General features: G+C 68.9%; 17 protein-coding genes and 1 pseudogene. 8 read left to right on the top strand and 10 right to left on the bottom strand.

Translation table 11 applies throughout. From position 1 onward, the window contains the following. Positions 1-44: 44 nt before the first annotated feature. Entirely contained in the window at positions 45-188 is a 144-nt protein-coding gene (locus AB0B45_RS20255) for a hypothetical protein (protein WP_358132735.1), read from the bottom strand. Between AB0B45_RS20255 and AB0B45_RS20250 the strand changes: the two are divergent. Then, positions 119-605 (top strand): annotated as a pseudogene (locus AB0B45_RS20250) (transposase); the annotation flags it as partial. The gene AB0B45_RS20255 and the pseudogene AB0B45_RS20250 overlap by 70 nt on opposite strands. A 142-nt stretch (positions 606-747) precedes the next feature. Here AB0B45_RS20250 and AB0B45_RS20245 read toward each other — a convergent pair. After that, the gene (locus tag AB0B45_RS20245; protein WP_358132500.1) at positions 748-1287 is read right to left on the bottom strand and encodes a DinB family protein; all 540 of its coding nucleotides are present in this window, start codon (positions 1285-1287) and stop codon (positions 748-750) included. A gap of 309 nt (positions 1288-1596) precedes the next feature. Here AB0B45_RS20245 and AB0B45_RS20240 point away from each other — a divergent pair, with 309 nt between their 5' ends. The 4 genes from AB0B45_RS20240 to AB0B45_RS20225 all read left to right on the top strand — a co-directional run bounded on the left by AB0B45_RS20240 (position 1597) and on the right by AB0B45_RS20225 (position 4574). Next, positions 1597-2856 (top strand): tryptophan 2,3-dioxygenase family protein, encoded by a 1260-nt coding sequence (locus AB0B45_RS20240; RefSeq protein ID WP_358132498.1) that lies wholly within the window; start codon positions 1597-1599, stop codon positions 2854-2856. A 320-nt stretch (positions 2857-3176) separates the two neighbouring features. Next, positions 3177-3500 carry a PadR family transcriptional regulator gene (locus tag AB0B45_RS20235; protein ID WP_358132497.1) on the top strand — a complete coding sequence of 108 codons (324 nt, stop codon included), beginning with the start codon at positions 3177-3179 and terminating at the stop codon, positions 3498-3500. 1 nt (position 3501) lies between these two features. Further along, a complete protein-coding gene (locus tag AB0B45_RS20230; protein WP_358132496.1) occupies positions 3502-4002 on the top strand; it encodes a hypothetical protein in 501 nt (166 codons plus the stop codon). After that, positions 3999-4574, top strand: a complete 576-nt coding sequence (locus tag AB0B45_RS20225; RefSeq protein WP_358132494.1) for an aldo/keto reductase — start codon at positions 3999-4001, stop codon at positions 4572-4574. The genes AB0B45_RS20230 and AB0B45_RS20225 overlap by 4 nt, the downstream gene beginning before the upstream one ends. Before the next feature lie 93 nt (positions 4575-4667). On the opposite strand, the gene AB0B45_RS20220 is transcribed toward AB0B45_RS20225, so the two are convergent. Continuing rightward, complete coding sequence (locus AB0B45_RS20220) at positions 4668-5123, bottom strand: nucleoside deaminase (RefSeq protein ID WP_358132492.1); 456 nt, start codon at positions 5121-5123, stop codon at positions 4668-4670. Beyond that, complete coding sequence (locus AB0B45_RS20215) at positions 5120-5971, bottom strand: LLM class flavin-dependent oxidoreductase (RefSeq protein ID WP_358132490.1); 852 nt, start codon at positions 5969-5971, stop codon at positions 5120-5122. The genes AB0B45_RS20220 and AB0B45_RS20215 overlap by 4 nt, the downstream gene beginning before the upstream one ends. Before the next feature lie 105 nt (positions 5972-6076). Between AB0B45_RS20215 and AB0B45_RS20210 the strand changes: the two genes are divergently transcribed. After that, positions 6077-6523 (top strand): Lrp/AsnC family transcriptional regulator, encoded by a 447-nt coding sequence (locus tag AB0B45_RS20210; RefSeq protein WP_358132488.1) that lies wholly within the window; start codon positions 6077-6079, stop codon positions 6521-6523. Between the two features lie 74 nt (positions 6524-6597). Continuing rightward, on the top strand, positions 6598-7074 hold the full coding sequence (locus AB0B45_RS20205; protein ID WP_358132486.1) for a hypothetical protein: 477 nt from the start codon (positions 6598-6600) through the stop codon (positions 7072-7074). Positions 7075-7183: 109 nt separating this feature from the next. Here the strand turns inward: AB0B45_RS20205 and AB0B45_RS20200 are convergent, their stop codons facing one another. Beyond that, a complete protein-coding gene (locus tag AB0B45_RS20200; RefSeq protein ID WP_358132484.1) occupies positions 7184-8086 on the bottom strand; it encodes a hypothetical protein in 903 nt (300 codons plus the stop codon). Positions 8087-8216: 130 nt separating this feature from the next. Then, entirely contained in the window at positions 8217-8822 is a 606-nt protein-coding gene (locus tag AB0B45_RS20195; RefSeq protein WP_358132482.1) for a LysE family translocator, read from the bottom strand. Positions 8823-8904: 82 nt separating this feature from the next. Between AB0B45_RS20195 and AB0B45_RS20190 the strand changes: the two genes are divergently transcribed. After that, entirely contained in the window at positions 8905-9828 is a 924-nt protein-coding gene (locus AB0B45_RS20190) for a LysR family transcriptional regulator (RefSeq protein WP_358132481.1), read from the top strand. Positions 9829-10132: 304 nt separating this feature from the next. Here AB0B45_RS20190 and AB0B45_RS20185 read toward each other — a convergent pair whose 3' ends face one another. From AB0B45_RS20185 to AB0B45_RS20170, 4 genes are read right to left on the bottom strand one after another with little or no spacing between them, the layout of a single operon-like run. Then, complete coding sequence (locus AB0B45_RS20185; protein WP_358132479.1) at positions 10133-10333, bottom strand: ferredoxin; 201 nt, start codon at positions 10331-10333, stop codon at positions 10133-10135. Beyond that, a complete protein-coding gene (locus tag AB0B45_RS20180) occupies positions 10330-11088 on the bottom strand; it encodes an ABC transporter permease (RefSeq protein WP_358132477.1) in 759 nt (252 codons plus the stop codon). The genes AB0B45_RS20185 and AB0B45_RS20180 overlap by 4 nt, the downstream gene beginning before the upstream one ends. After that, the gene (locus AB0B45_RS20175) at positions 11085-12017 is read right to left on the bottom strand and encodes an ATP-binding cassette domain-containing protein (protein WP_358132475.1); all 933 of its coding nucleotides are present in this window, start codon (positions 12015-12017) and stop codon (positions 11085-11087) included. Before AB0B45_RS20175 ends, AB0B45_RS20180 begins: the two co-directional genes overlap by 4 nt. Next, the gene (locus AB0B45_RS20170; RefSeq protein ID WP_358132473.1) at positions 12014-12166 is read right to left on the bottom strand and encodes a hypothetical protein; all 153 of its coding nucleotides are present in this window, start codon (positions 12164-12166) and stop codon (positions 12014-12016) included. Before AB0B45_RS20170 ends, AB0B45_RS20175 begins: the two co-directional genes overlap by 4 nt. Position 12167 lies beyond the last annotated feature (1 nt).

The following is a 12167-nucleotide window of genomic DNA, read 5'->3' as shown; positions in this document are numbered from 1 at the left end:
GGATTCGGCGGCTCCTGCCCGACCATCGCGTCTGCCCGGTCCCGTCAGGCGGCCTCGAAGTCGGCTCGGTGGTCGGCGGCCCACTCTGCCAGAGTACGGCCCGGCCGCCCGGTCACTGCGGTAACGGGACGGGGGACGTCGGGGACGGTGAGGGTGTCGTGCCAGTAGTCGAGCAGCATCTTCATCACGGGCTCGGGGATGAACTGTGCGGTCGTGCTGCACCTGGCGGCAGCTCCCGCCGGTCTTCGGTGCCTCCTGGCAGACAGTGCATCGACGCTTCGCCGAGTGGAGCGCGGCGAGGGTGTGGGCCAAGCTCTACCGGGTGATCCTGGACGAGCTCGGCGCTCGCGGCGAGTTGGACTGGCGGTGCGCGATCGACTCGGTCAGCCTGCGGGCAGCCAAGAGGGGAGCTGACAGGCCCGAATCCTGTCGATCGCGGCAAGAACGGCGTGAAGATCCATATGATCACCGAGCGGACCGGTCTGCCCATCTCGGTGGCGATCTCTGCGGCCAACACCCACGACACTCTCGCGGTGGAGCCGCTGGTGCGCGGGATCCCGCCGATCCGCTCACGGCGCGGGCCACGGCGGCCGACCACTTTGCATCCTTCGTCGGCTTCGCTGCCGCACTCGTCTGCTACCGCCGCCTCACCACATGAGCCACGTGTTCTACCAAGTTGCACGATGGGCGGCCATCCTCAACCAGGTGACGTCAGGACTCGTGGTGATGTGACGGTTCGCGCGGCGGTTACTCTCCGGTGAGCCCGTCCACCGCCTCCCGTAGGAGGTCGGCATGGCCGTTATGCCGTGCGTACTCCTCGATCATGTGGCACAGAATCCATCGCAGGCTCGGTGCCCGACCGTCGGGCCAGGTACGCCGGGCTCGCCGCTCCAGACCACCGTCGGCCAGCGCTTCGGTGACTAGGAAGCGGGAACGGGCGACGGCCTTCTGCCAGAGCGCATGCAGGTACTCGGGGGAATCCTCGGCGGCCGGGTGCCAGTCCCAGTCGGGGTCGGCCGTCCAGTCGACCGTGTTCCACGGGGGCTGCCGGTCCTGCCCGTGCAGCCACCGGGAGAACCAGTCGTCTTCAACGTAGGCCAGGTGCTTGAGCAGCCCACCCAGGGTCATTGATGAGGCGCCGACGGTCGCCTTCAGGCCGGCCGTGTCCAGTTCCGCGCACTTCCACGCCAGGGTAGCGCGCTGGAAGTCCAGGAAACCCAAGAGAGTGGTGATCTCGTCGGCCGAGAGGGGAGGTTCAGGACGGCCCTGCTCGTCTAGGCGGATCATGAAAGGTGAGTCTAGGCGCTGAACCGGCCAGTGGCATCGCCAGGCACTACGTCGGCCTCGTCACGCGCTGATTTACTACCGCCCACTCACCAAATGAGACGACTTCTAAAGTGGCTGTGCGGGAGTTGCGTGAGCACCGCTCGCTCATCGACTCGGCGAACACCTCCCCTCCCCCAGTCGTGTGGGGGTCCCTCCTTCTCCGGGCTCGGGCTGCTTCTGCTGCAAGCGACACGAAAGGGACCTATAAGCATGAACAGCTAGAAAGGGGCACGAGCTGCCCAGAAGGGGCGCCATATGGAGTGACCCACAGTGATCAATCTCGAGCACGCTCTTCGGGCCGCCGCCGCGAGAAATCCCCGCGACACGTGCGATTCAGGCCGATGGCCGCCTGATGCAAAGCCCGCGGCCGAAGCCGACGGGATTTCCTTGGCACGCCTGGTCACAGACCAGGTCCGGCGAGCGGGGAAACACTTCCTGCCCGAGCGGCTGCTTGTTCAGCTGAGCGATGTCCGCATTCAGCGTGCCGAGTTCGACCCGTTTCTTGATGCGTTTCTCGACTGCATACTGGACAAGCATGAGGGGCGCTTCTGGAACCGAACGTACCTGGCGCTCCCGCTCCTGGAGCTCCTGCTGGACGAACAGCATTCCGGGCTGAGCCCGGCCCGGTTGTCCACCCTCCTCATATCCGACGTCCTACGCTTCGAGATCGAGGCGGCGGGCGGCTCATCGCAGTCGCCGGGCCGGGACCGGCCGGATCCGATGACACTACGCAAGCGGCTCAGGCACGCTCTGCGGTTCGTGGCCGATGACCTCGACGCATCAGACGCCGACGACCAGCCCTCCAGAACGGCTCATGCGATGGCAGGGTCCCGGCTGGAGGATCTCCCCGACCACCTGCCAAAGCCACCGGCCACCGAGGCCGGCCGATGGTTCGACCTCACCGTCCAGCCGGTCTCCATCCTGCACGACGAGTACTTCTTCATCCGTGTCCTGCAGACCCATGAAATGATCTTCACCGAGATCGCGTCGGACCTGAGGGCGGCGATCGGAGCATTGCGGGACGGACGCCCGGACGCCTGCGTGGCGCGCGTCAATCACGCGGTCGCGGTGTTTGAGCGCGCCGCGTCGCTGTTCCGCATGGTCGCCACGATGCGGCCGGCGCACTTCCACGGGTTCCGGCAGTTCACCGAGGGCGCCAGCGCCATCCAGTCCGAACAGTACAAGCGGTTCGAGATCCTGTGCGGCCCTCCGCCCGCCCCGCGTTTTCGATCAGCGGCCTTCACGAGCGTGCCGGTCGTGCGTGCCGAGGCGGAAAGCGACCACGACAGCCTCACCGCAGCGTATCTCGAGCTCCACGGCCAGGCGGAATGCAACCCGGCGCAATGGGCGACTCTCGACGCAGCGCTCAGCAGGTTGGAGTCCATACATCAGCGCTGGAAGTCCACGCATCGCACGCTCGCCGTACGCATGCTCGGGGACGCGCGCGGATCGGGTGACACCGCCGGAGTCCCGTACCTCACGCGCTGCTTGGGAAACCGCCTGTTCCCGCAGCTGGGCGAGGCGTCCTGACACGCCGGCCAGCGGCCGGGCCGAGGTGAACAGCGCCGAACCATCGGCTGGAACCGCAGCGCGGGGTGTCGCCGACCTGCGCGGCGGACGGCAACGTGATCGACAAAGCCACGCGGGGAGATCCTCCGAGCGGCTGTCCCGCGACCTTGGACCAGGCCGGAAGACTCGACCCCGCCGCCGATGATGGGGCCTGCCCGAGCAGGGGCCGCGGTCTTGCTTGGGTAGCGGTTGCGCGTGCCGGCGCTCCTGCCGGGTGCTGACATCCCCGCCCGCACAAGTTACGCCGCGCTCAACGCCATCTCTCATCGGACAATAGAGTGGTGATCGTGCAGCCTCTGTCGATGATCACCCCCGCTACCGTGGACGTGATCGAGGCCCTGATGGCCGACCTGAACGCCCGATGGGGGCTGGAGATCATCAAGGCGGCAGGCCGGCCCTTGGGGACCGGCTACCTCGTACTCGACCGGCTGGAGCGCAGCGGATGGGTGCTCTCCACCTGGGAGCCGGACTCTGCACGGAAAGGGCCACGCCGACGCCTCTACCGGCTGAAGGGGGACGCCCTGCCCGCCGCACGCCGCCTCGTCGCCAAGCACGCGACCGCGCGCCAGCCGATCGGCCAGAGCTTGCCCCAGCCGGGAGTCTGAGGTGGACGCGCTGATCCGGGGCATCATCGTCACAGCCGCCGCGATCGTGCCCAGGAAGGCGCGGCGCGAACGCTACCTCGAGCAATGGCTCGCCGACGGCGAGGGGGCCGCGGAGTTGGAGATCAGCTCACTGTCCGTGGCGCTCGGCGCCGTCAAGGCTGCGGTGGCGATGAACCTGACCCGCCGCTCGGCAGTGGCGCTTGGGCTCGCGGCCGTCCTGGTCATCGGCGGGATCCGGCTGACGATGATCACGTCCGACTGGATGCCCGGCGCCGCCATAGCCATGGCAGGCGTGGCGTTACCGTTCCTGCTGCTGATCATCCGCAGGTTCACGGAACGCGACACGCTCGGAGACTGGGAGGACGCCCTGGCCGCCAGGCAGGCGCGCCTGTCGAAGCAGGCGCCCCCGGACACCGAACTGGACAGGAAACGGCTGTTCGCGCTGGTCTTGGGCGCCGTCCTGGTGACCGTGGCCGCGCTGCTTTACATCATGTTCGGATGAACGTGAAGGCGGCGGGTCATGCTGGTGATGGCCGACCAGGAGATCAGGCCCGCGACCACCACCTGAGCCGCTACGTCACCGAACAGCCCAGCTACTCGAACCTGCAGCGCGGGACCGAGACCCACGTGCTGCCCGTCACCGAGCAGTACGGGCTCGGCGTGCTGGTGTGGAGCCCGCCGGCCTCGGGCTGGCTGTCGGGCGCGATCCCCGAGGGCCAGGACATCGCCACCAACCGATCGACGTTCATGCCGCAGCGCTTCGACACCACCCCCTCCAACCGCGCCCGGCTTGACGCAGTCGAGCAGCTGGCCAAGATCGCCGACGAGGCCGGCCTGACGATGATCCAGCTCGCGCTCGGATTCGTGACCGCGCACCCGGCCGTGACCAGCGCGATCATCGGCCCCCGTACGCTGGACCACCTGCACTCGCAACTCGCCGCCGCAGACACCGTGCTCACTGCCGACATCCTCGACGCCATCGACGCGATCGACGCACCTGGCACCGACCTGGCCCCACACGAAAAATTCGATACTCCGCCCGCCCTGCTCGACCCATCGCTACGCCGCCGCTGATCGCCCATGGACACCTGGCCGCCAGCGGCGGACAGGCGCTCCGCGCTGAAGGACACGCGCACCGGGTGACCCGCCGGAGAGCCCTGCACATTCTCAGCGCTGACGGCTGTCCGCGGGTTCCTCGACCCCGTAGTAGCCCTCCACCGGCACCCTGGCCTCGTCGAACAGCGCGGGCCCCTCCAGGAGCGGCCGCGGGAAGCCGCCGCCCGGCTTCAGCCCGGCGAGTTGCTCGCTGGACAGCGCGAAGACCACCCGCCGCAACCCCGACCGCTCGATCGCGCCCGCGCACATGCCGCAGGGCTGGCAGCTGGTGTACATGGTGGTGCCCGCCGCCGTGGCCGGATCCAGCTCGCGCGCCGCCCATCTGGCCAGCTTCAGCTCGGGGTGCGCGGTGATGTCACGGTCGGCGACGGAGGTGTTGTGGTCTTCGGCGAGCACCTGCCCGTCCGGGCCGACCAGGAGCGAACCGAACGGAGGATCGCCGCCTTCTCGTGAGCCGGCGGCCAGCTCAATGGCCCTGCGCAGGAATCGCTCGTCGTCGTCTGTCATGGCTGCTGCCTTTCTGTGTGTGCTGCTTCTGTCTGTGCTGCAACGGCGGCCAGCGCATCCCAGGCCTTCTCGGGGTGGCGCGTGTCCTCCGGATCGGCGTCGAACGGGTCGAGCACCACGGCCTCGGCGCCCATGGCGCGCAACTGGTCGAGGTCGTCGACGATCTGCCCGATCGCCCCCTCGCCCGCCCGCCGTCCGGCACCCGTGACCGGCTCGTCGGTCATCCGCAGCATGATGCGCGGCGCCAGGGCCGGCACGGCCGCCCGCTCCTCGTCGGCGATGGTCTTCAGCCGATCCCATGCCTCACGCAGCCACGGCATCGTCCTGCGCAGCGGATGCCACGCCTCGCCGAGCCGTACCGCTCTGCGCATGCCCGCGTCGCTGTTGCCGCCCACCCAGATCGGGATCGGCCCCGGACCGTAGTCGCCCTCGTTCCCCCATGCCGCGCGTACGGCGCGCAGGTATTCGTCGGTCAGCCTGCCACGCCGCTCGAACGGCACGCCGAGCGCCTCGAACTCCTGGCGGGCCCACCCAGAGGCCACGCCGAGCACGAGACGTCCGCCGCTGAGCTGGTGGAGGTTGGCCGCCATGCGCGCGATGAGCAGCGGATGGCGGTAAGGGACGATGAGCACCGTGGTGCCGAGCCTGACCCGACTGGTGATGCCGGCCAGCCACGCGAGCGTGGTGAACGGCTCGTAGAAGGGAGCCGGGTACTGCTCGGCGACGTCCGGGGTGATCACGACATGGTCGGAGACCATCAACAGGTCGAAGCCGAGGCCCTCCACGGTCTGCGCCCACCGCCGGAGCGTGTCGGGGTCGGTGCCCGGGCCGAAGTTGGGAACGTTCACGCCTATCTGCACCGATTCAGACTATTAACCAGATGGCCCCCGCAGGAAGAGACTCTTCCCGGCATAGCCCTCGATTCGCCGTGAATCCATCGGTATCCTGGCCAAATGACCGTGATTCTCGACGGGACCGACTGGGTGATCCTGGAAGAGCTCCAGCGCGACGGCCGCATTCCCCTGACAGAGCTGGGACGGCGCGTCAGCCTCAGCGCCTCAGCGGTGACCGAACGGGTCAAACGGCTGGAGTCGGCGGGCGTCATCACCGGCTACCGGGCCGAGGTCGACGTGGAGAGGGTCGGGTTCGCCGTGCTCGCCGTCGTGCGCCTGAAGTACCCGGGCAACCGGCACGAACCCCTGCACCGGCTCCTGGATGAGCGCGCCGAGATCCTGGAATGCCTGCGGACCACCGGCGACGACTGCTACCTGCTCAAGGTGGCCGCGACCTCCATGGGCCACCTCGAACGATTGGTCAACGAGCTCGCGGAGTTCGGCAGCACCACCACCAACCTCGTCTACAGCCAGCCCCTGCCCTACCGCGGACCGCAGGCGCCCTGACACCAACCAAGGCCGCCCACCAGCTGGAACGACAAGCCGGTGAACGACAAGAAGATCCTTTACGTGGTGGCTGTATGAGGAAACTACTGGCTCCGGCTGCCGCCTTCCTCATGATCACGAGCTGTGGCGGCACACCCGAACACCGCACACCCGAACAGGTCGCGGCCTACCCGGCCGTGGCGACACCCGTGGCAGCGGCCACGGTCAAGGTCGCCTCCTCCAGCATCGGCAAGATCCTGGTCGACGGCAAGGGCATGACGCTCTACCTGTTCGAGAAGGACAAGAACGGCAAGTCTGACTGCTACGACGCATGCGCCAAGGCGTGGCCGCCCTACCTGACCAAGGGCGAACCCAAGGCCGAGCAGGGCGCCAAGGCCGACCTGCTCAAGACCGTCAGCCGCACCGACGGCGGAACCCAGGTCGTCTACGGCCAGTGGCCGCTGTACTACTACCACGACGACAAGAAGCCAGGTGATGTCACCGGCCAGGACAAGGAGGCCTTCGGCGCCGAGTGGTACGCCCTCAACCCCCAAGGCGAGAAGGCCCACTGACGACACCTCACCCGCGCAAGCTCAAACCCACAATCCGGCGGCGCGGGCACGGCCGAACCCGCTGCTCCGGCCGTGCCGAGCTGAACGACGCCCTTCCAGCCCCCGGGCGTCACCCTCGGCGACCACCGATCGTGAACCAGGTGGCCGAGCGCGGCAGCCCGTGGTCGTCGCGATCACGGCGCCGTAGCCGCCCGAGCGCGGCCACCCCAGACCCGGCCAGGGCCGTCGCGCTCACCACCAACAGCACCCCCGACAACACCGTGAGATCACCAGGAGCCAGCCCCTGCGCCGCCTGCAGCACGCTGACCAGCACCACCCCGCCGTAACCCGCGGCCGCCACGGCGACCAGCCGTACCCTGGCCGCCTCGCTCCAGCCGCTCAGCGCGAGCACCCCGGCCAGCACCGGCAGCACCTGCACCGCGTGCAGAGTCACCGCATGCGGCACCTTGAGCTGCCCCGCCGCCCCGAAGATCGACAGGTCCGTCGCCTCGGGCGGCACGGCGATGGCCCGGCCGTTGGCGATGAGCGCCGCCCCGGAGACCAGGCTGAGCAGCAGCACCACCAACCCGGAGCGCACCGCCAGCCGCATACTGGGCGAGTCGAACCGCCGCCAGGCCACCACGGTGATCACGACGATCGGAGGAATCAACCCCACGATCGCGACGGCGGCCAGCACCGCCGAGACGGCAGCGTCCACGGGTGTGCCGAAGTTGAGGTGCGAAGGCACACCGCGCCAACGCTGCAGATCGATCAGCGCCGTCTCGGCCAGGCTCGCCACCGCCAGCGTCCCCACCAGCCATCGGCCCCGCCGATCCCCGAGCCGCGACCGCCCGGCGATCCACACCAGGCTGATCAGCGTCACCCCGAAGGCGAAACCGAACAGGATGGGCTTGCGCCACGACACAGGGCCGTCCCATCCTCCACCGTCGAAGGCGTACACGACGACGTGGAAGGCACTGCTGGCCAGCAGGAGCGCCGCCGCGCCGTACCCGAAGCGCTGAAATCCGAACATGGCACCAGCCTGGCCCCGCACCCCCGCGCCGACATCCGCCCAGGGAAGGCGGCCCGGCTACGCCCACCGATGTAGCCGGGCCAGACGCAGGCACAGCACATGACCGACGCGAAGCAGCAGGAAGCGCCCCTCAGTCGCCGGCCGCTACCGCCACTCCGAGCACCAGAAGCACCGCACCGGTGAGAACCTGCAGCCACCGATGCACCACCGGCCGGGACACCAGCGCTCGCCCACGGTCGACCGCCCAGGTGAACAGCAGATACCAGGTGACGTTCACCAGCGCCCAGACGACGCCGAGAGCGACGCTGGACACGAACACCGGCCCCTGCGCGCTGACGAACTGCGGCAGGACCGACACGGCGAACACCCCCGCCTTCGGATTGCCGAGATTGGTGGCCAGGCCGATGCCGTAACCCCTCCAGAACCCCGCCTCCCGGCCGCCCCGCTCGGCCACCGCCACGGTACGGCGTGCGGACGCCAACGTGCTCACCCCCAGCGCGAACAGCACGATGCCACCCACCACCCGCACCACACCGTAAGCGGCCGGGTCAGCCAGCACCACCGCCGAGAGCCCGGCCGCCGCAGCGGTGGTCCAGATCAGCAACCCGCTGGCGTTGCCTGCGATGGCCGACAGCGCCCCGCGACGTCCCCCAGCCAGCGTCTGCCGGACCATGAGCGCCTGACCTGCGCCCGGAAGCATCGCCAGCAACCACGTCGTCACAACGAACAAAGGCATATGAATAGGCACGAACCCACCTTCGCCGCCCCCAAGCCTTTAGAGAAGCCACCTAAGCTTCGCCCAGCATTAACATAAATAAATGCCCCTCGACCCCGGACACCTACGACTGCTCGCCCTGATCCAACGCCACGGATCCCTGGCAGGGGCCGCACACGCCCTACGACTCACACCCGCAGCCGTCACACAGCAACTGGCCAGAGCCGAACGCGCATGCGCGGCCCCCCTCGTACTCCGCGGACCACGCGGAGCCACACTCACCGCAGCCGGAGCACTACTGGCCACCCACGGCACGACGATCGAGCAAGCCTCGGCCACCGCGTCCGCACAGCTCGCCGCCCTGCTCGGCCACCTGTCACTACGCCTGCGCATCGGAACCTTCCAAGCCGCCGCCCTGCACCTACTCCCCCCGGCACTGACCGCCCTGCGACACCGCCACCCCGACGCAGACCTGTCCATCGTGGACGTCACCTCCGAACGCGGAGTGCACGAGGTCGTCGCCGGCCGCCTCGACATGGCCGTCATCGCCACCTACAGCACCCCACTCACACCCCCCGCCCACGTCACGGTGCACGAACTACTACTCGACCCCCTGGTCGTGGTCCTACCCGACGACCACCCCCTCGCCGCCCCAGGCTCACCCGTCCCACTGGAACGCCTGCGCGAGGAAGCATGGGTCACCATCCTGGCCGGACGGGCCGCCCGCACCCAGTTCGACCGCGCCACCGCCGAGGCAGGCTTCACCCCCAAAGTCCGCTTCGAGACCGAGTCGTACGACGTCGCCCAAGCCCTGGTCGGCACCGGCATCGGCGTCGCCCTCGTCTCCCGGCTCGCGCTCACCGGCGTCCCCGGCACCACCCACCGCCCCCTCGCCAGGCCACGACTGCACCGCCGCCTCTACGCCGCCGTCGCATCCGACACGAGGCTGACACCACTCGTCGACGCGTTCCTGGCGCTGCTGCACGATGTCGCGGCCGACATCCGCTCCGGCTGGGACGCCCCCTGAACCTCGCCTGGGCGAGGTTCAGGGAGAGCAGACGCAGCAGTGTCGCCTTGACGGTCCCGCCCGCCGCGCAGGCCGTACACGACCACGACCGCGCGTGGAGCTCTTCATCCACCGCATCCACCGGCAAGGTCGCCTCGACCTTGCTCTTGTTTTTGAAGAGGGTCTTCAGTCCTTGAAGGGAGGGCGGCCGAAGGCCGCCCCGGCGGACGCCTTTACAAAGTAGATTTCTTTGTCGACGTTCGATGCCTGCCGTAGCACGCGAGGCCTGCCGGCCCTGCCACCGAGGCCCCCACCACGACGACGCTCACGCTTCCTCATCCAGAGAGCTCGCGGCGACGGGGCAGACGGCGGCGGCCTCCCTGACTGCGTCGTGTAACTCCAAAGGTGGCGCGGCGTCCAGCAGGATGACCACGCCGTCCTCCTCGCGCTGGTCGAAGACGTCGGGGGCGAGCAGTGCGCACTGTCCCGCGCCGAGGCATTTGCCCTGGTCAACAGTAATCTTCATCGGTTGTACAGCCTCCGAGCCCACAGGTATCCGGCCAGGGCGATGACCGCGCTCCAGATGGCCGCCTCCAGGAAGCTGGAGCCGACCGGGTGGCCGGCCAGCAGCCCGCGCAGGGTATCGATCACCGGGGTGAACGGCTGGTGCTCCGCGAACCAGCGTAGCCCCGCCGGCATCGACTCGGTCGGGACGAAGCCGCTGCCGAGGAACGGCAGCAGCATCAGCGGCATCGGCAGGTTGCTGGCCGTGGTCACGCTCTTGGAGACCATGGCGAGCGCCACCGACAGCCAGGTGATGGCGAAGGTGAACATGGCCAGCACGCCGACCACGCCGAGCCAGTCCAGCGCCGAGGCGGACGGGCGGAAGCCGATCAGCACGGCCGCCACGGTCGCCACCGCGATCGCGATGAACGTCTGCACCATCGCGCCGAGCACATGCCCGGTGAGCACCGAGACGCGGGCGATGGCCATGGTCTTGAACCGGGCGACGATGCCTTCCGCCATGTCGGTGGCCACCGAGATCGCGGTTCCCTGCGCGGCCCCGGCGATAGTCATGATCATGATGCCGGGCGTGAGGTAGCCGGCGTAGGCGGCGCGGTCGCCGCCGATGCCCGCGCCCATCGTGCCGCCGAAGACGTAGACGAACAGCAGCAGGAAGATCACCGGGATGCCGGCGTACGTGAGGATCAGCGACGGGTAGCGCCCGATGTGCTTGATCTGGCGGCGCAGCATCGTCGTCGAGTCGGTGATCGCTCTCATCGGGAGGGTTCCTTGGTCAGGGTGAGGAAGACGTCGTCCAGGTCGGGGGTGTGCACCGACAGCTCGGCGACATCGATGGCCTGGGCGTCCAGCCACTCCAGGAGCTTCTTCAGCGTCTTGACGCCGCCGGCGTCGGGGATCTGCGCGGTGAGCGCCGCGTCGTTGCGCGAGGTGGCGCCGAGGTGGCCGGCCGCCCTGCGGTAGCCGTCGGGGTCGGCGAAGCGCACGACGATGTGGCCGCCGGGGACCAGCCGCTTGAGCTCCTCCGCGGTGCCCTGGGCCACCAGCTCGCCCTGGCTGAGCAGCGCGATGCGGTCGGCGAGTTCGTCGGCCTCCTCCAGGTACTGGGTGGTGAGGAAGATCGTGACTCCGTCGGTGGAGACGAGGTCCCTGACGATCTGCCACATGGTGCGGCGGCTGCGCGGGTCCAGGCCGGTGGTCGGCTCGTCGAGGAAGATGAGCTTGGGCGTGCCGACCATGGTCATGGCGAGGTCGAGGCGGCGGCGCATGCCGCCGGAGTAGGTGGCCGCGGGTTTGCCTGCCGCATCGGTGAGGTCGAAGCGTTCCAGCAGCTCCTGGACGCGCCTCTGACGACGGGAGCGGCCGAGATGGAGGAGGTCGGCCATGAGCCGGAGGTTCTCCTCGCCGGTGAGCAGGCCGTCCACGGCGGAGAACTGGCCGGTGACGCCGATGGCGGCGCGCACCTCGTCGGGTTCCCTGTGCAGGTCGTGCCCGGCCACCCAGATCTCGCCGGCGTCGGCCTTGATCAGGGTGGACAGGATCTGCACGGTGGTGGTCTTGCCGGCGCCGTTGGGGCCGAGCAGGGCGAAGATCGTGCCCTGCGGGATGGTGAGGTCGATGCCGTCGAGCACGCGGTGCGAGCCGTACGACTTGCGTAGTCCCGTCACCGAGATGGCGGGGAGGCTCAAGCCGTTCTCCTCAGGGTGATGTGTCCGTAGGTGGTGGAGACGCGCAGCTCGGCGGTGGCCTCGACGTCGCCGGAGGCGTGAATCGTCAGATGGCCTACGCCCGGCTCCACAACGTCGTGGATCGGGCCGGAGGTCTCGAAGGTCTGCATG

Origin of the sequence: Nonomuraea sp. NPDC049152, assembly GCF_040648355.1 — a bacterium.
Lineage (GTDB): Bacteria > Actinomycetota > Actinomycetes > Streptosporangiales > Streptosporangiaceae > Nonomuraea.
Note: the sequence above shows the minus strand (reverse complement) of the source record. Positions and strands in the feature narration are given on the sequence as shown.